This is a genomic window from Nonomuraea sp. NPDC050556, from assembly GCF_044457355.1.
Taxonomy (GTDB): Bacteria; Actinomycetota; Actinomycetes; order Streptosporangiales; family Streptosporangiaceae; genus Nonomuraea.
On the sequence record NZ_JBITGU010000001.1, the window covers coordinates 1,403,282 to 1,420,394 of the forward strand.

The 17,113-nt window shown below is 69.0% G+C and carries 18 protein-coding genes; 5 read left to right on the top strand and 13 right to left on the bottom strand.

What is annotated here, in order from left to right; genetic code table 11:
- Positions 1–72: 72 nt before the first annotated feature.
- Positions 73–795, bottom strand: coding sequence for a GNAT family N-acetyltransferase (locus tag ACIBG8_RS06985; RefSeq protein WP_397341625.1), 723 nt, complete (start codon positions 793–795; stop codon positions 73–75).
- On the bottom strand, positions 792–2,216 hold the full coding sequence (purB, locus tag ACIBG8_RS06990) for an adenylosuccinate lyase (protein ID WP_397341626.1): 1,425 nt from the start codon (positions 2,214–2,216) through the stop codon (positions 792–794). Before purB ends, ACIBG8_RS06985 begins: the two co-directional genes overlap by 4 nt.
- On the opposite strand from purB, the gene ACIBG8_RS06995 reads away from it, so the two are divergent.
- Positions 2,206–2,406, top strand: a complete 201-nt coding sequence (locus ACIBG8_RS06995; RefSeq protein WP_397341627.1) for a hypothetical protein — start codon at positions 2,206–2,208, stop codon at positions 2,404–2,406. The genes purB and ACIBG8_RS06995 overlap by 11 nt on opposite strands.
- A 550-nt stretch (positions 2,407–2,956) precedes the next feature.
- Here ACIBG8_RS06995 and ACIBG8_RS07000 read toward each other — a convergent pair.
- The 9 genes from ACIBG8_RS07000 to ACIBG8_RS07040 all read right to left on the bottom strand — a co-directional run bounded on the left by ACIBG8_RS07000 (position 2,957) and on the right by ACIBG8_RS07040 (position 10,916).
- Positions 2,957–4,033 carry a winged helix-turn-helix domain-containing protein gene (locus ACIBG8_RS07000; protein ID WP_397341628.1) on the bottom strand — a complete coding sequence of 359 codons (1,077 nt, stop codon included), beginning with the start codon at positions 4,031–4,033 and terminating at the stop codon, positions 2,957–2,959.
- Between the two features lie 385 nt (positions 4,034–4,418).
- Positions 4,419–6,356 (bottom strand): hypothetical protein, encoded by a 1,938-nt coding sequence (locus tag ACIBG8_RS07005; protein WP_397341629.1) that lies wholly within the window; start codon positions 6,354–6,356, stop codon positions 4,419–4,421.
- Positions 6,357–6,468: 112 nt separating this feature from the next.
- Entirely contained in the window at positions 6,469–7,299 is an 831-nt protein-coding gene (locus tag ACIBG8_RS07010) for a hypothetical protein (protein WP_397341630.1), read from the bottom strand.
- Positions 7,300–7,303: 4 nt separating this feature from the next.
- Entirely contained in the window at positions 7,304–7,771 is a 468-nt protein-coding gene (locus ACIBG8_RS07015; protein ID WP_397341631.1) for a hypothetical protein, read from the bottom strand.
- Positions 7,772–7,782: 11 nt separating this feature from the next.
- Positions 7,783–8,295, bottom strand: a complete 513-nt coding sequence (locus tag ACIBG8_RS07020) for a hypothetical protein (RefSeq protein WP_397341632.1) — start codon at positions 8,293–8,295, stop codon at positions 7,783–7,785.
- Positions 8,264–8,512, bottom strand: coding sequence for a hypothetical protein (locus tag ACIBG8_RS07025; protein ID WP_397341633.1), 249 nt, complete (start codon positions 8,510–8,512; stop codon positions 8,264–8,266). The genes ACIBG8_RS07020 and ACIBG8_RS07025 overlap by 32 nt, the downstream gene beginning before the upstream one ends.
- Before the next feature lie 165 nt (positions 8,513–8,677).
- The gene (locus tag ACIBG8_RS07030) at positions 8,678–9,088 is read right to left on the bottom strand and encodes an SsgA family sporulation/cell division regulator (RefSeq protein WP_397341635.1); all 411 of its coding nucleotides are present in this window, start codon (positions 9,086–9,088) and stop codon (positions 8,678–8,680) included.
- Positions 9,085–10,545 carry a DUF2637 domain-containing protein gene (locus ACIBG8_RS07035; protein ID WP_397341636.1) on the bottom strand — a complete coding sequence of 487 codons (1,461 nt, stop codon included), beginning with the start codon at positions 10,543–10,545 and terminating at the stop codon, positions 9,085–9,087. Before ACIBG8_RS07035 ends, ACIBG8_RS07030 begins: the two co-directional genes overlap by 4 nt.
- Positions 10,542–10,916, bottom strand: coding sequence for a WhiB family transcriptional regulator (locus ACIBG8_RS07040; RefSeq protein ID WP_397341637.1), 375 nt, complete (start codon positions 10,914–10,916; stop codon positions 10,542–10,544). The genes ACIBG8_RS07035 and ACIBG8_RS07040 overlap by 4 nt, the downstream gene beginning before the upstream one ends.
- A gap of 245 nt (positions 10,917–11,161) precedes the next feature.
- On the opposite strand from ACIBG8_RS07040, the gene ACIBG8_RS07045 reads away from it, so the two are divergent.
- On the top strand, positions 11,162–11,914 hold the full coding sequence (locus ACIBG8_RS07045; protein ID WP_397341638.1) for a GntR family transcriptional regulator: 753 nt from the start codon (positions 11,162–11,164) through the stop codon (positions 11,912–11,914).
- Positions 11,915–11,918: 4 nt separating this feature from the next.
- Here the strand turns inward: ACIBG8_RS07045 and ACIBG8_RS07050 are convergent, their stop codons facing one another.
- Together ACIBG8_RS07050 and ACIBG8_RS07055 are read right to left on the bottom strand one after the other, a co-directional pair.
- Positions 11,919–12,395, bottom strand: a complete 477-nt coding sequence (locus tag ACIBG8_RS07050; RefSeq protein WP_397341639.1) for an SAM-dependent methyltransferase — start codon at positions 12,393–12,395, stop codon at positions 11,919–11,921.
- 29 nt (positions 12,396–12,424) lie between these two features.
- A complete protein-coding gene (locus ACIBG8_RS07055) occupies positions 12,425–13,807 on the bottom strand; it encodes a hypothetical protein (protein ID WP_397341640.1) in 1,383 nt (460 codons plus the stop codon).
- Positions 13,808–14,113: 306 nt separating this feature from the next.
- Here ACIBG8_RS07055 and ACIBG8_RS07060 point away from each other — a divergent pair, with 306 nt between their 5' ends.
- The 3 genes from ACIBG8_RS07060 to ACIBG8_RS07070 all read left to right on the top strand — a co-directional run bounded on the left by ACIBG8_RS07060 (position 14,114) and on the right by ACIBG8_RS07070 (position 16,999).
- The gene (locus ACIBG8_RS07060; protein ID WP_397341641.1) at positions 14,114–14,455 is read left to right on the top strand and encodes a hypothetical protein; all 342 of its coding nucleotides are present in this window, start codon (positions 14,114–14,116) and stop codon (positions 14,453–14,455) included.
- 448 nt (positions 14,456–14,903) lie between these two features.
- Positions 14,904–15,839, top strand: coding sequence for a radical SAM protein (locus tag ACIBG8_RS07065; protein WP_397341642.1), 936 nt, complete (start codon positions 14,904–14,906; stop codon positions 15,837–15,839).
- A gap of 23 nt (positions 15,840–15,862) precedes the next feature.
- Positions 15,863–16,999 (top strand): methyltransferase domain-containing protein, encoded by a 1,137-nt coding sequence (locus ACIBG8_RS07070; protein WP_397341643.1) that lies wholly within the window; start codon positions 15,863–15,865, stop codon positions 16,997–16,999.
- Positions 17,000–17,113 lie beyond the last annotated feature (114 nt).

Consider the following 17,113-nt stretch of genomic DNA (forward strand, 5'->3'; position numbering starts at 1 on the left):
GCCCGCCGTACGGGGCTGGGCTCTGTCCAGGGTTACGCGTCACCGGGCGCGCGCCCGGCCCGCCGCAACGGGTCAGGGACCGGCGGTCAGGATGGGCCTGCGCCGATACCCCAGCCGCTCATACACCCGCAAAGCCGCCACGTTGTCGTCGTCCACCACCAGGGCCACCCGCCCGTAGGCCTGCAGCAGCTGCTCGCTCACCCACCCGCACACCCGTCCGGCCAGCCCCTGCCCGCGAAAGGCGTCGGAGGTGGCGACCCCGGCCAGCACCCCGACCGACGGCGCGCTCCACGCCTCGGCGGCCACCGCCGCCAGCCGTCCCCGCACCCGGAGGCCCGCCCAGCGCCGCACCCCGCCCATGCCGGGCACGGCGTAGGAGTGCGGGGCGTGCTCGGCCAGCAACTCCCCCACCTCGGCCTCCTGTTGCGCAGGCAACCACCCCACGCCCTCGGAGGCCGCGGGGACGGGCGTGGTGAGCGTCATCATCGAAAACCGCGCCGCCACCCGCAACGACAGCTTGCCCGCCACCTCGCCCACCAGGCCGGGCTCCCCCTGGATCCGGTAGGAGGGGCCCAGCTCGGCCAGGGCGTGCCCGGCCAGGCGCGCCGCGCTCGCCGTACCACCGAACACGGCCACGCGGTCGTGCCGCGCGACCTGCGGGGCGGCAACCACCACCGCGTCCCCGCCGGCCCAGGCGCGGGCGCCGCCGCGCAGGTCCTGGGCCACCCACATGAGCAACTCGTCGTCCCCGCACGCCGCCCGCAGCTCCTCCAGCCCGGCCAGCGCGCGGATCACAGGATGGCGCCCGGGGTGTAGGCGGCGGCCGAGGGGTGGGTTTTGACGACGTCGGCGACCTGGGCGGCCACGGCGGCGACCTGGGCGGCGGCAGCGCCGGTGAAGGTGATGCGGTCGGCCAGCAGCGCCTGCAGCTGCTCGCGGTCCAGCGGGAAACGCTCGTCGGCGCCCAGGGCGTCCAGCAGCGGGTTGGCCGTGCCGCGCGAGCGCATCGTCAGCGCCGAGGCGACCGCGTGCTCCTTGATCAGCTCGTGGGCCTGCTCGCGCCCCACCCCGGCCCGCACGGCCGCCATCAGCATCTTGGTGGTGGCCAGGAACGGCAGGTAGCGGTCGAGTTCTGCGGAGATGACCGCGGGGAAGGCGCCGAACTCCTCCAGCACCGTCAGCATGGTCTCCACCAGCCCGTCGAAGGCGAAGAACGCGTCCGGCAGCGCCACCCTGCGCACCACCGAGCACGACACGTCGCCCTCGTTCCACTGGTCGCCCGCCAGCTCGCCCACCATGGAGGCGTAACCGCGCAGGATGACCGTCAGCCCGTTGACCCGCTCGCACGAGCGGGTGTTCATCTTGTGCGGCATGGCGGAGGAGCCGACCTGCCCCTCCTTGAACCCCTCGGTGACCAGCTCGTGGCCGGCCATCAGCCGGATCGTCTTGGCCAGCGAGGACGGCGCTGCCGCCAGCTGCACCAGCGCGGTGACGACCTCGTAGTCCAACGAGCGCGGGTAGACCTGGCCGACGCTGGTGAAGCGGTGCTCGAACCCCAGGTGGTCGGCCATCTTGGCCTCCAGCGCCGCCAGGTTGTCCGGGCCGAGCAGGTCGAGCATGTCCTGGGAGGTGCCGACCGGGCCCTTGACGCCGCGCAGCGGGTAGCGGGCGATCAGCTCCTCCAGCCGCCGGTAGGCCACCAGCAGCTCGTCGGCGGCGCTGGCGAACCGTTTGCCGAGCGTGGTGGCCTGAGCGGCGACGTTGTGCGAACGGCCGGCCATCACGGTGTCCTCATAGCGGACGGCCAGCTCGGCCAGGCGGGCCAGCAGCGCCACCACCCGGTCGCGCACCAGCACCAGGCTGTCTTTGATCTGCAGCTGCTCGACGTTCTCGGTCAGGTCGCGCGAGGTCATGCCCTTGTGGACCTGCTCGAACCCGGCCAGCGCGTTGAACTCCTCGATGCGCGCCTTGACGTCGTGGCGGGTGACGCGCTCACGCTCGGCGATGGAGCCCAGGTCGACCTCGTCCACGACCGCGGCGTAGGCCTCCAGCGCCCCGTCGGGCACGGCCAGGCCGAGCTCGGCCTGCGCGCTGAGCACCGCCAGCCACAGCCGCCGCTCGGCGACCACCTTCGCCTCGGGAGACCACAGGCGGGCCAGCTCGCCGGAGGCGTAGCGAGCGGCGAGGACATTGGGGATACGCGGCTTGGACGTCACGTTGCCCCAGTGTATTAGCCCTGCACGGAACCCTTCCCCCAGCCGGGCCCTGCTCGCCTCGCGCAGCGCCGTCAACGGCGCCAACCCCCAGGTGCGCGTGTTCGCCACCTGCCCGCACAACCACATCCAGGTGATCTCCAAAGACGCCGCCACCATCGCCGCCGCGATCACCGACGTCCTCACCCGATAGAAAACGCGATCCCCCGTACGGCAGGGCCGTACGGGGGATCGGGTCAGCGCCGCATGAGGTCGGCGCGCTAGTGGGTGCCCGCCAGCTCCTTGGCCTCGTGCTTGGCCTCACGCGGGGTACGGCTCAGCCGCTGCTTGGCCCTTTCCACCATCGTGTACAAGGTGGGCACGCCGAACGCCGGAATTGATGCAAAAAAGATTCGATGCCCGTGACCTGCGCTGGGGCCCCGCGAGCCGTCCGGCCCCATCATCGCTCCCACAATCGCCACGTTCGCGCCGTACTAGAAATGCGCGAAATATGAGAAAATAGCGTCATGCCGACTCGTGCCGAAGCCTTCGCGTCAGCGGGCCTGATCCTTGCCCGCGCTCGCGCTCGACGCGACTCCCTCTCCCCCGAGGAAGCCGCACGTGAGGCGCACACCCCTGGCGGCCCTTCCTTCGATGAGCTTGTGCGCTTGATTCGAGCGCAGCGAGATGCTGTGGTTGAAAATGCAGCGGCGTGAGCGCCTTTACAATGTAGATTTTTAGATCGCTTTACCCAGCGAGGCGGTTCAAGCCGCACCCTTGCTGCGCAGCGCGGCCCTCGCCGCAGCGATACCCCGCGCGCACGACTCGACAGCCGCCCGTACCTCGTCAGCCGTCTGGCGGCGGGCGCTGGCCGGCAGCGCCTCCCGGGAACGCATGCGGGCCTTGGCGGCGCGAGCCTCCGCGTAGGACGGCAGCTCCCCCCTGAACTCCCCCTCCGGTCCGAGCCAGAGGGCCAGGCGGTGGCGGAGACGGGCACGCAGGGTTCGGGCTCGAACTGCCGGGGGCAACGGCGGGGTCGGCGAGCTGGGGTCGACGTTGCCCCATCGCTCCCCGTCCGGGCGGACGTTCAGTGCGTGCTCCACGTCAGCGGGCGTCGCTCCGGCCTTGAACAGAGGCCGGAGCAGGGAGCGCAGATCGCGCGCTGACAGCGCCCGGAGCGTCAGGTTGTCGGAGCGGAGTCGTTCGCTTGCAGCAAGCATTTCGGCTTGCCGGTTGGGGCGAACGGTGCGTCGCCAGGTATTGGCGGTTTCCTCGCGCGCGTGCGCGCGTGCGTATGGGAGAGATCCTCCCTCAAGAGCAACCACAAAGGCGGGGGTGAAGGTTCCGTCCCCAGGGCTATCACCTGCGGAAATGCTGGACACGGGGGTGAGGTGGGGGCGCGTCGCGACGGTTTCGACCGGCCAGGGGATCTCGTCGTGGTCGACGTCGAAGGTATCGGGTTCGAGGTCGCCCTCCAGGATGCTGGTGGGGATCGTCAGGCGGTATTGGGCGGCCTCGTTGCCGCGTCCGTCGTCGCGGGTGCCGTACATGGTGCCCGGACGGTAGCGGACGGTCGTGCCGTGCACCTCGGTGAGCAGCAGGCCGTTGTCGCGCATCCAGGCCAGGTAGTTGGCGATGGTGCGCGTGCTGACGCCGAGCTCTTCGGCGAGTACGGCCCAGGTGGCGCCCTTCTTGGGTGCGGTGAGCATGTCGCGGGTAGAGCGCTTCATAAGCTGCCAGGCGAGCTGGAGGATGCGGCGTCGCCAGTCGTTGCGGCGGTTGGTCGCGCCGGACAGGTAGTCGACGGCGTCGAACCAGAGGCCGAGCGCGGGCGCGACCATGCGCTGTTCGGCGTGGTGCTCGTCTTCGGCGAGGTGGGCCGAGAGACCGGGGACGGCGAGCTGTGTGCCTGTTTCTGGGCATGCAGGACTGGCCGCTTGGTGAAGTGCTATGGTAAATCTCCAAGCGATCGTGGATCTGGTGATGCGCTGCTCTGGCCGTTTGGTTGGTCGCCTGGGCCGGAGCGAGGCAGTTGATCTGCTTGATGTTCAGATGTGAAGGGACGCCCCGCAGTGCGGGGCGTTTCTGCTTTTCAGGGGCTCCTTGAGGGGGTCGCTGTCGAGGGTTGGGGCAGGGTCTGGCGTTCCGACCCTAGCGTCCGCAAGATGATATTTACCAGCTTTGCGCGAACTTCTCGCAAAACCCGTATTCGGGTGTGGCGTGAGGTTATCGGCCAGGCCGGAGCGTGCCCTCAGGGGTCAGCAGAGCCCACGTGTCGCCATCCCGCGCGACGGGCAGGCGGGTCGCGAGTCGCGCCAGCGCAGCTTTGATCTCGCTCAGGCTCGCGTCACCCAGCTGGCCGCCAGCCGCTGCAACGATGTCGGCGACGTCCAGGAACCGTGTGGCGCGCTCCAGGACACTCTCGATGGCCGCTTCGACGTCGCCGCCGGTCTGTTCGCGCTCGCCGCCGTTGGTGGCCGGGATCGGCTGTCGTCCGCGGGCGAGGTGGTGGAAGTACTCGTCGAAGAAGCCGAGCGTGATGTCGTCGATCTGGCAGGCGGCCGGAGAGGTCGCGATGCCGTAGGTGTCCTTGGCGATCATGGAGCGCCACGAGGCGGCTGAGCGGCGGTCCACGCCCTTGAGGTATCCGAGTCCTACGGTCTCCTGCCCGTCCGGGAAGTACTCCGGCAGCTTGGATGGGTCGGCGGACAGGCCCGCCATGTGGTGGTCGACGCTGGACCCTGTCCGGAAGGCGGCGATGGAGCCGCCGCCGAAGATGTTGGCGCGGAAGACGTCTTCTTTGAGCTCGGCCAGGCCGATGTTCTGCGCGTAGATGTCGATCGCGCCGCCCGGCTTGCGCCAGGTCTTGGCCGCGGGGCCGAGGACGTCGATCGCCTGCTTGCCGACGGTGGGGGACTTCAGCAGGAGCGGGAGTTCCTCGAACACGCAGTACAGCAGCTTCATCCCGGAGCAGGGCACGCCTGGCCTGCCGCCGACATCGGGGTCTCCGGGGAACAGGAACTTCTTGCCGCGCCGCTCGCGTCCGTGCTCGTCGGCCCAGGAGACGGTGGCGAGGAATTCCGAGCGGCGGCCCATCACGTAGTCGAGCGCCAGAGTGGTGGCGAAGACCTTGTCGACGCCGAGCGCGGTCAGGTTCGTCCGGTCGTTCCAGTCTGGCTGGCTGTTGCCGCCCTGGGAGTCCAGCAGGATGGTGGCGATCGTCTCGCAGCCCCGCGCGAGGGCCATCTTGGTCGAGCCGAACTCGGACTTGCCGCTACCGGTGGTTCCGCAGTTGCAGCCCATCTGGGCGCCGCGCTTCCTGGTGTAGAACGCCCAGTGTGCGGGTTGTCCGTCGCCGAAGAAGCCAATCCGGGCGATGCCCGTTTCGGGGTCGATTCTTGCGCCGTCCTCCTCGAGGAAGCGTGTCTGTTGGAGTTGGTCGGCTCGCTCGATGACGGTGAGGCGACCGCGGGAGTTGTTGCCGTCACGGGTGGGTTCCACGATGACCTGCGGGAGGGAGACCTCCCATGCGGAGGCGATGGTGCCGGTGGCCTTGATGAGGTTGTCGGTCTGGGTCTTGCCGGGTACGCCGACGATCTCGGCGGTGAAGCCGATGCCGGGAAGCGGTTCGGGAGTGGCCAGGTGCGTGCCGGCGAGGTGGGGGTTGTTCGGCGCGGCGCGCTCAGCCCACAGCTGGACGGGTGCCTGGTCGGCCGCTGGTGTCGCCGGGAGTTCGGGTTGGGGCTCGGCCACCGGGCCCCTGCGGTAGCGGGCGCGGTGGCGTCGCCAGAAAGGGATGCTCATCACCAGGCCCACGCTCCACAGGACGAGGGCGGTGCCGCCGTAGGGGCCCCAGATGTGGGCGGCCAGCAGCCACAGGAAACTCAAGGTGATGCCGACGCCGAACGGGGCGACGCCGCGCCGGGCGATGGCGATGACGGCTGCGGCGACGCCGACGATGACGAAGCCGAGACGGAGCAGGAGGCTCATCGCGGTGACCTCGAACAGCCATCCGGCGAACTGGAGGCCGCTCAGCCACACGATCGGGGCGAGCATGATCAGGGAGTGGCGGTGCCTGAATGCGGTCTTGCGTGCGGCGCGGCGCAGCTCCTTGCCGTGGGGCTTGGTTGGTCGCTCGGTGTCCTGGTCGGCGGTGATGGTCATGGCTTGTCCTCAGGTTCGGGCAAGGGGTCTGGCGTCCAAGGCCGCCGTCCGTCCCGGCCCCCGATTGGTCGGGGACGGACGGCGACGCAAGCCGCCAGCGCGGCTGGTTCGGTTAGTTGTTGGCTAGGCCCCGTACAGCATCCGCAAGCCGGTCCGCTTGCGACTTCGCCAGCGCGACGGTGTCCTGGTAAGCGGACAGCAGGGTGATGATCTCGCCGTGGCCGGCCAGGGCGCCCAGCATGTTGCCCTTAACGTTGTCGCTGCTGGAGACGCGTCCGGCTTGAGCGGCGGCCTCACCTTCGCACCAGACGGTCAAGCTGGCCAGGCCGTTGGCTTCTGCGGTCATGGTGGGCTCCTTCGGTGTTCGGTGTTCGTCTTCAGGTGTGGGTGGTACGGGGGCCGTGTCGATGTCGGGGGCGGTTGGTTCGGGAGTGGTACGGCTGGCCGCGCATGGTCGGCAGTACCAGCCGGGCGGGTCGAGGCCGGGGTGGTGGTCGGCGTGCCGGGATGCGCAGTCGCGGCACACGTGCTGGGTGTCCCGGATGACCTCCAGCTCGATCGGCTCGGCGTGCTCGTCCTTGTAGGCGGCGTACGCCGCGGCCATGCCCTGGTAGGCGCTGAACAGGATGCGCCCGCCTGCGGCGATGGTCTTGCCGGTGCCGTACAGGATGCCGCCCGCGAGGCTGGCAGCTCCCCAGGTCGTGGCGAGACCGGCGGCGAGCCAGCGGCGGGGCTCCTTCCAGCCGGGGTTGCCGTCGAGCAGCTGCTTGCGCGTGCTCGTGTAGGCGCCGCGCAGCGCCTGGTATCCGGTGCGGAATTCGGCGGCGGCCTGCTCGGACCCGGCCCTCCATGCGCCGATTGCGGCGGAGCGGGCATCAGGGCGTCGCCACAGGATCAGGCTGCACACCAGGGCGGCGATGAGCAGCGACAGTAGCAGCATCATGTGGTCACCGCCCGGCCGTCATCTGCGAGATGACGTTGTCGGCGGTGACACCGATCGTGCTGACCATGGGCGTGAGCTGGCTGTTCACGCCGGGCACGAGCAGGATCAGCGTGGGCACGAGAGCCGCGATCCACATGGTGGGCTGCTCCAGGCCCTTGCTCCCCTCCCCCTGGTCGGCCTTCTTACCCTTGGCTTTGCGCTTCTTCAGGTGATCACTGACGTCCAGGACGACGCCGAGCCCGCATCCGGCCAGGGCGCTGGCGGACACGATGGGCAGGATCTCGCCGGGGACCCAGCTGGTCGCCCAGGTGATCGGGTCGCCGACGAGCGCCAGCGCCAGTGTGCACCCGGCGATGAACATGAGCACGACGCACAGGAACGGGGCCTTGTGGCGCTTCATGAAGGGGCGGGCGACGAAGTAGACGATGACGGTCGTGCCGAGGCCGGCCGCCCACTGGAGGATCGAGTTCATGGCGTGGTCTTTCAGGTGAGGAGGAAAAGAGCGGCCGACGACAGCCACTTGATGAGCGTGGTGAGCAGGTCGCGGGCCTGGGGGCTGACCAGGACGAGCAGCCGTTCGACGGCCAGGAAGGCGAGGGTTCGGGCGGGGTAGCGGGCCAGCCATAGGGCGGTCTGGGTGAGCACGTTCGCCGGGACCACGATGAGGAGCCCGTAGGCGCGGTACAGCAGCAGGAGGGGTACGACGTCGGTGGGCGTCGCGGTCCGGTACTGGTGGACGATCTCCTCGACGGACGGCAGCTGCTCGGCGAACACGGTGTCGCCGGTGACCGCCTTCTTCATCGTCGCGGCGGTGGAGCGTCGCCACTCGCCCGCAGCGCGCCAGGCGACGACGAGCGCTGGCGTGGCCTCCGGCGGCTGCTCGGTCGGGGTGTCGCTGCCGCCGGGGAAGGCGTAGATGCGTCCTTCCTGTTCGGCCTGCGGGGCAGGGTCTTGGGGGTCCGGGTCATCGGCGAAGGGGCTGACGAGCCTTCTCATCGTTCACCTCCTTGAGGGTGTCGCGGGCGATGTGGCACAGCTGTTCGGCCAGATCGCGGCGGGCGGCGTCTGCGCGGTCGGGGTTGAGGTGGGCGAGGTCGGTCAGTTCGGCCAGGAGCCATCCCCAGGCGGCTTGCAGAACGTCGCGGCCGTCTTTGGCGGCTTTGGCACGTCTGAGGAAGCGGCGTTCACTGCCGTTGACGGGCGGTTCCGCCACATGTCCCTCCTTGTCTGTGGCTACTGTCCGTGTTGTCGGGTAGGGTGGCTTCGCGCGCGGGCGCACGTGCGCATGTGCGCGTCCGCGCGTTGGCCGCCCATGTCTGGGCGGGTGGGCGGGATGCAGTTCCTGGAACCGCCCGTGAGTCCGTGACGGTGAGTGACATCAGGCGGAGATCTTTGCGGCCTGGTTTGCGGCCCACGCGTCCCAGCTGAGACCCCACTCGCCGCCGTCGGGGACGATCGTGTAGCTGTTGACGAGGAAGTCGCAGACCGCCCGCTTGCTGATGAGGTAGATCCGCTCCCCCATCGCCCCGGGCAGGCGGACCAGCATCGAGGCGACGTCGTCGGGGTTCGGGTGAACCTGCATGTCCGCCCACCGGGTCGGGCGGCCGAGTGCGTCGTCGAGCTGCTGGCGCGGGTACTCCGCGATGGTCTTCATGCCCTTGCGGGTGCGGATTGAGAGCGTCACGAAGAACGGATCGTCCGATCGGTAGGCGAGCCGCACCATCAGGGCCCGATCGCAGGCGGGGTCGGCGTCGACGAGCGGGACGCAGATCTGGATGGACTTCTTCATGGGGCTACCTCGTGTCCGTTGATCGGTTCGTGGTTGAGCTGGTCGCGCAGTGGCCGGGCCTTCGCTGGTCCGATCCGGAGGACCTCCATCAGCCGATCGGCGGTGACGGGCCGATCGAGTGCGCCCTGCTCGATCAGATCCGCGGCTTCCGATCGGAGCTCTTCGATCGGGCGCGTCCGTCGCCGATCGGATCGAGCCGGATCGGGTGCTGACCTGGTCCGATCCGGGGCGGGATCGGACGATCGGGTGGTCTGGTCGGATCGGGTGGAGCTGCTCGGCTCGACCGACTCGGCCGGATCGGTCGGCTGCTCCGATCGGGTGGAGTTGATCGGGGTCTGATCGGCTGATGTCGCGGTCGGGTCGATCCGGTCGGGCTCGTTGGTGATCGGGTCGGGCACCCGATCGCGGTTGGTGGCCGGTGTGGCAGGACTGGTGGTGCCGTGGCCCGATTCGATCGGAGGCCGATCAGAGCCGCGAGCGATTTCGCTTGCGGGAATGAATGGTGGAACGATCGGGCCGAATCGGCCGATGAAGTCCTGGATGTTGCGCATCGCCTCGACGGCCGCCGGATCGGGGTTCGGGCCGTACAGCTCGTCGGCGGTCGCGGCGAGCTGGGTGAGAGCGAGTTCGAGCGCGTGCTCGTGGGTGGCGATCACCGCCGCCTGCGCATCACGGCGCAGCCGCTCGGTCCGGACTCTCGCGAGTGCCTCCTCGCGGGTGGTGATCCCCTCCGCTACGGCGATCTTGAACGCGGCCCACGTCTCGCTCCGCAGCGAGGGGATGATCCATCGCCATGCGCCGAATGTGGGCTTCTGCCGTACGAGAAGGTCCTGCTCCCGCTGGGCGTCCCAGCGCCGCCAGCCTGAGTACAGCTGCCACAGCACCGGCGAGAACAACGACGCGCACCCGAAGACGATCGCGTAGCCGCTGGTCAGGGGGTGGTCGAGGTTGTGCTGCCAGTTGAACCAGCCGATCGCCGCGGCGATGACCAGCGACAGCAGGCGCAGGAGCGGGGCGGAGTAGCCCTTGACGGTCTTGTCGTGGCTGAAGAACCCGACGATGTTCGCGATGGCTTCCACGACGATCGCCAGGGGCAGCGCTGCCCACCACGGCCACCCGGACACCAGGACCAGCGCCAGGACCTGCCCGAGTACGGCCGCGGCGTTCACGCCCACGATGCCAGTGGCGAGGGTCGCGTGGAAACCACGCCGCGCCCATCGCTGCCGGCTCGCGGCGCGACGTTCGGCACGCAGGTGCTCGGCCTGCTTTCGGGCCTGAGCCCGTTCGGCGGCGGCCTGCTCGGCGAGCTCGCGGCGGCCCGTGTCCTCGGCCTGGGTCCTTTCGCGGGTTCCGTGGACGAGGAGCGCCAGGCGCTCCTGGTTGAGCCGCTCTGCTTCAAGCCGCTGGCGGGCCTGCTCCGGGTCGAGAATGTCTTTGCGGGCGAACCACAGCTTCACGCCGCCACCTCCTGGGGGAAAGTCGCAAGCGGTGTCGCTTGCGACTTGAGGCTACGCAGGCGCGTGCGCACCTCTTCGCGTCGATCGGCGGCGATCTGAGCGCCGAACACCCCGTAGATGAGACGCAGTTCCTCCGCCTTGTTCCTGGCAGCGAGGACTCGCGCCAGGTCGGCACGCGTCTGGAGCTCTCGGCACGCGGCGATGACGGGGCAGGTGCCGCACAGGCGCGCAGCTCCGAGGCGCCCGGTTTTGCCGTGGAAGAAGTCGTCGACGTCGCGGCCGACGCAGCCGGCCTTTGCCGACACCTCCTCTTGCAGGGTTGTCGTGGGTACGTCCTGATTCAGCCAGGGCGATGCGATACTGAGGGACATCTCTTCACGTCCTTCGGGTCGTGGCTCACATTCGGGTGAGGGAGATACAGCGGCTCCCGGAGCGTTTGGCTGACGCATCAATCCGGGGGCCGCACTCTTCGGTCAAACCTCCCCCTGTTGTTGCAACAACAGGAGGCATGTAGGTCAGGATGAGACCCAAGGGGACGCGTGTCAACTCAGCTGGTAGGGACGTTGCCGCGAGACGCGTTAACCTCTCTCTGATCACCGGACACGAGGGGGCCCCTGTGGCAGAGCCGCAGTGGAAGCGGATCGCGACCGACCTTGAATCGCGCATCCGCAGCGGCGAGTTCCCGCCGGGCTCCTACCTGCCGCACCGCGACCAGCTCCGCCAGGAGTACGGCGGCGTGGCCACCAACACGATCGCCGCAGCCACCCGCGCGCTCACCGAGCAGCTCATGGTCCGCCGCGTCGCCAACAAGGGCCTGCTTGTGCTCGACCCCCGACCCGCCATCGTCGACGTGCCGCTCAACGTGCTGGCGAACGGCGGGCTATGGCGCTGGTGCTGCCAACGCGCCGGAGTTGTCGGCGACATGAAGGTGACCGACGTCAGCCGTGAGCCAGCAACCGCCGAGGTCGCCGAGCTGCTCGACCTGCGCGCGGGTGATGAAGTGGTCATGCGCGTCCGACGCGCCACGATCGACGGGACCACCGTCCGGCTCGACCACGCCGTCTACCCCGCAGACCTCGTCAAAGACAGCGTCCTAACCCGCCCGATGACGATCGATGCCGGAACCGGCGCCGCCCTTGGCGACCTCGGGCACGCACCCGGGAGCGTCGCGCACGCCACGGTGTGGACGCGCCCGTCGACCAGCCGGGAAGCGGGCCAGCTGACCTTGCCACGCGGCGCTCATGTCCTGCTGGCCGAGCGGGTCGTCCTCGATCAGGAGGGCCGCGCGGTGGAGCTGCTGCGCGTCGTCGCCAATCCCCAGCGGGTGCGGATCCAGACCGTGGATGCGCCGTTCCGCCCCGCGCGGTGACGGGCTACTCCTGAGGATCGGCCCAGTAGTCGGAGAGCATCTCCCCGGGCCAGTCCGGCTGCCGGATCGGTCCGCGCGGCCCCATCTGCGAGAAATACGGGGCCAGGTCATAGATCGGCGTGCCGTCGATCGCGTCCAGGTCGGCGACGTGCAGATCGAGTCCGTCGACCTTGAGGAGCCGGGGGAAGGACTGGGCGAGCTGGTTGGGGCGGCGGTGGTTGCGGTGCACGAATGTGCCGGTGGGCGGCCAGCGGGGATCGTTGCGGGGGCTGCGGGCGTGCAGCGCCACGTCGGCCGGGGATGCTCGGTGGAAGTGCCACACGACCACCAGGTGGCTGAACTCCTCCAGCCCTTGAATCACCTCGGGCGGGAAGTCGGCGTTCAGGCGGATGATCGCCTGCTCTCCCCAATGGTCGTCGGTGGGTTCGGTGCGTCCGCCTACGACTACGCCTATCGGTGTGATCATCAAGGGTTCGGCCACGGGGGCTCCATTCGTGTCGGGCTGGCTGGTCAGTCGAGGTTGGCCAGGTACGCGGCGGCGCGGGCGTCGAGGTCGGCGATCGCCGGGACGCCGCGGCGGCGGTAGGGCGACAGCAGGGTGCGCATCTCGACCACGGTTTTCCGGGCACGGCCGGAGTAGACCCCGTCTTGCATGGCCTGCAATGCCGTGTCCCATGTGGCGCACGCTTGGTCCACATCTCCCACCGACAGGTGCGCCGCACCGAGGTAGCCCAGGGTCACCGCGTGCGTGCGCTTGAAGGCGGCACCCCGGGTGCGGACACTGTGTCGGAACTGACGGATCGCTCCACGATGATCGCCGCTGGCGCGCAGTGTGCACGCCGTCTCATGGGCCAGGCTCGCCGTGGAGAAGAAGAAGGTCCGAAACGGCTCTGTGATCCCGTCCCGCGCTTGTGACAGGTCGTCCTCGGCGCGCAGCAGCGTCTGGGCCGCAGCCCTTGGCTGCCCGACGCTGGCCTGAGCGCGGGCGTAGATGACGCCGAGCAGGGCCCGCTCCCGCGGGGTGGCAGACAGGTATCGCTGGCCTTGGATGGACGCCTCGGCCAGCTCCAACCCGTGCCGGGGGTGGCCGAGATCCAGGGCTTGGTGCGCCATGGCGCGCAGGACGTGCCCGGTCAGCGGAGGATTCCCGGCGTGTGCGCAGAGCTTCAGCGCGAGCATGAAGTACTGCTGCGCGAGCGGGTGGTCGCTGTTGTCGAAGGCCATCCAGCCCGACAGGTAGGCCAGCTCGCCGGCCGCGGAGAACATGTCGGCGCGCACCTTGTCGGAGGGGAAGCTCCCGCGGAGAAATGCTGCGACCTCGGTGTGGAGGTACTGCACCAGCGCGGTCCGCCCGTGGCCGCCGCCGCGACGCTGGTCGATCTGGGAGAAGGTGGCGAAGAGGTCGCTGACGGTGGCCACGTCACCGCTGCCGACCCGCTGCGGTCGCGCGGCTCGGTCGGCAGGGGTGGTGGCCATGCGCTCCCACCACGCCTGGTCGGGCAACGCTAGCGTGGTCGCCGAGTAGACGGCACCCTTCAGCAGCTTTCTGCGGTCTGGGTCCAAGTCCGATCTCCCCAGGTTGGCCAGCGCGGCGACAGGGTCAAGGTGCCACAGCGGCGGTTCCTGCCCGGCGGTGGCCGAGTCGGTGAACCCGAGATCGGCAAGGGTGAGATCGCGCCCCAGACGGCGAGACAAAGCCTGACACAGCAACGCGGGCGCTTGGCCGGAGGGGTGGGTGCCAGCGACCCACATGCTGATGTGCGATCGGCCGATATGCGCCTCGGAGACTCCGCTGTCTCGCGCAACCCGGTTGAACGCAGCCGCCGCTTGGGCTCGTGACCAGCCCGCTTCGGTCAGCAGGTTTGCTAGCCGGTCGTTGCGAACGCGCGCCATGTCTTGGGCTCTCCCGCAGTTCAGTCCTCTGCCATAAAGGATCTAGCGCCCCCAGTAATCAACCGTAGTTGTCTCTGAGGGCCGTTCCCAGCCCCTTCGGGAAAGCGCCTCAAGATCTCCGCTTTCGCCGTTGATCTTTGACCACTTTGACCACCCCGACCCCGCTGGCTCTCTCCCCAGCGCGGTCCGCCCAAGGTCAGATAGGAGGCGACCCATCCAACCTCACGTGCAAGGGAGGGCCATGTGGCTTCCATAGATCCTGGTCCCTCTCAAGGATTCGGGCCCCTGGCTGGGATCACCTCTGACTTGCCTGCGAGGGCAGCCGACGCGATGGCGGAGGAGTTGCAGGCCGCTCTCGCCGCCCTCAACGTGCCGGCGATCGTCATGGGAGACGCCGAGAGGGCTGTATGCAGCTTGTGGCCCGACCTCGTGGCGAGGATGGACGGGCGGATGATCTGGTGGTCCACGTCACGCCGCAGCGTGCGGGGGCGGGCGCTCTGGACCTTCGCCTGGGTTGCCCCTACCGCCGCGGCCAGGCTCGCCGACACCTACCGGATTCTGCGCACGCGGCCTCTTCCTGTGCCGCTCGCCGAGCTCGTCGACTTCGCCCTCGACCTGCCGGAGGTGAACGATGCCGCCCACGAGTAACCAGCTTGTGGCGCTCCTGTCGCCTACGCCGGGGCATTGGTGGATCTACTCGCGCCCGTGGGCCCAGACCTTGACCGCCTGGCACCTGGCCGACCCGTCCGAGTGCCGTGTCGTCGAGGCCAAGGATCAGACCCTGCTCACATGGCTGATGGTCGAGGTTGAACTCGAACTCCAGCAGGCTCGCGAAGCCCACACCCCGGCTCGAAAGGCATCCGCCCTGCCTGGAGAGCCTGCTGGGCAAAACCCTGCGGTCCCGGGATCGAGCCCCGCCGCCGGAAGCGCACGGAGGGGGCGCACCCTTCCGGCCGTATCTCCCGGGACCGCAGGCACCACCCACACGGCCAGACACCGCAGAACCCATGAAGCCCGCCCCGATCAGCTCTCGACACCGAAATGACGCACCATCACGACACGTCCGCCAGTCCCCACCTCGCAGAAGGGCACCACGATGGAAGTCGCAACCAACCTCACCACGCCAGCTCGCCAGCTCAGCCCCGTGACCTTTCTTGAGCTGGAGCTCACCAACCGCTGCCAGCTCGCCTGCACGCACTGCTACTCCGGTGCCTCCCCCACAGAGGGCCACGGCACCATGACTCTCACTGACTGGCTGCATCTGATCGACAGCGCGCCAGCTGCCGGCATCGAGACCGTCCAGGCCATCGGCGGCGAACCCACCATGCACCCCGACTTCCTGCCCCTGATGCTCCATGCACTCCAGACCGGCCTTCACGTGCAGGTGTACTCCAACCTCTACAAGGTCAGCCCCGCCCTTTGGGATCTTTACAGCAGGCCCGGCGTCACCCTCGCGACCAGCTACTACAGCGACACAGCGTCCGAGCACGACAAGATCACTGGGCGGGCAGGCTCACACAAGCGGACCCGCGCTGCGATCGGCGAGGCCCTTCAGCGCGACATCGCGCTCAAGGTCGCCGTGATCGACCTCGGCGACCCCAACCAACGCGCCCAAGAGGCTCACGCGGAGATGATCGCGCTCGGTGTCCCCCGCGTCGGACCCATCGACCGCGTGCGCGCGGTCGGCCGCGCCACCGACGCCATGGCGATGGAGTCGAACGTCGGCGAGCTGTGCGGTCAGTGTGGCGACGGCCGCGCTGCCGTCTCCTGGGACGGCGACGTCCGCATGTGCGTCCTGTCCCGCTTCCTCCCCGCCGGAGGAAACGTCCGCTCCACGCCGCTGGCCACCATCCTCCGCAGCGAGGAGTGGAATGGGCTGCTCGTCCAAGTGCCACGCCACGGCCAGCGCGCCTGCAAGCCAGGGTCGGACGGCAACGACTGCTCGCCAGCCGAAACAATCTGCGAGAGCAACGCCCTCATCCTGCCGATGATCCCTTCCCAGCTGATCCGCCCGAACGGTAGCGCTGAATGAGCAGTGCCGGGACATACTTCAGCATGGACTGGAAGGATCATGCCGCCCGCCTGGCCGCCGTCGCGACCCCGCCTGGCTCCCGCTGGCGGGGGCCGGTGGAAACCGTGCCGCGCCACCTGTTCGTCCCTCGCTGGTGGGCGTGGTCGGACCCAGACGACGGGTGGGTATTGCGCGATGGCCCTTCCGACCTGGACGCGTGGATGGCCGCCGCCTACCGTGATCAGACGCTCGTGACCCGCGTCGGACCATTGCATGCCGACCACGCCACACCGGGCTCGGTCGTGCAAGGGCGCCCCACCTCGTCATCCACTCTGCCCGGCCTGGTCGTGCAGATGTACCGGCACGCCTCCATCGGGGAGCACTCCACCGTCCTGGACGTCGGCACAGGAAGCGCGTACGGCACCGCAATCCTCTGCGCTCGCGTCGGTGCCGCACGAGTCACCGCCATCGACGTGGACGACCACTTGAACCGGGTGGGCAGGGAACGGCTGGCGCAGTTGAACCTGCGGCCTCAGGTCGTCACCGGGGACGCGACCGGTCCGCTGGACGGCCAGTGGGACCGCATCGTCGCCATGGTCGCCGTCCCCACCGTGCCGCCCTCCTGGCTGAAGGCGTTGCCGACCGGCGGAAGACTGGCCACCACGCTCGTGGACATGGGCGTCATCCTCACCGCGGAGAAGCGCGAAGACGGCACAGCCGCAGGCCGGATCGAACGTGACCAAGCCGCATTTATGCATACTCGACGCGGCGACGACTACCCGTCGCGTGATCCTGCGCTCCTCGAGCGCGCTCTCGTCGAGGACGGGGAGCATGTAGGCCCGAGCCGATACCCGGTCTTGGACGTGGTCGAGGCGTGGGACGTGCACACCATGCTCACGATCCTCGCCCCCGGCATCGCCCACCACTACCACGAGGCTGGGGACGTCCGCGTCGCAGTGATGACGCACGAGGACAACTCATGGGCCCGCGCCGAGGAGCGTGACGGCAACGTCATCGTCCACCAGGCCGGACCGCGGCGTTTGTGGGACTACCTCGACCAGGTGCGCGACTTCTGGCTCCGGAACGGCGAGTTGCCGTTCCGAGGTGCCAGAGCGACGATCACTCCAGATGGGGTGATCACTCTTCGGCGTGGCCGCTGGTCAGCCACGATCGGTCAATAGCCAGTCGCGGCCACGCGCCCTTGGATGAGGATGCCGAATGGCATGCAACCGTCCGGGGGTGCGTGGTCGTTTTCACACGCAATTCCAGATGCGGGGATGTCGAAGATCCGGCTA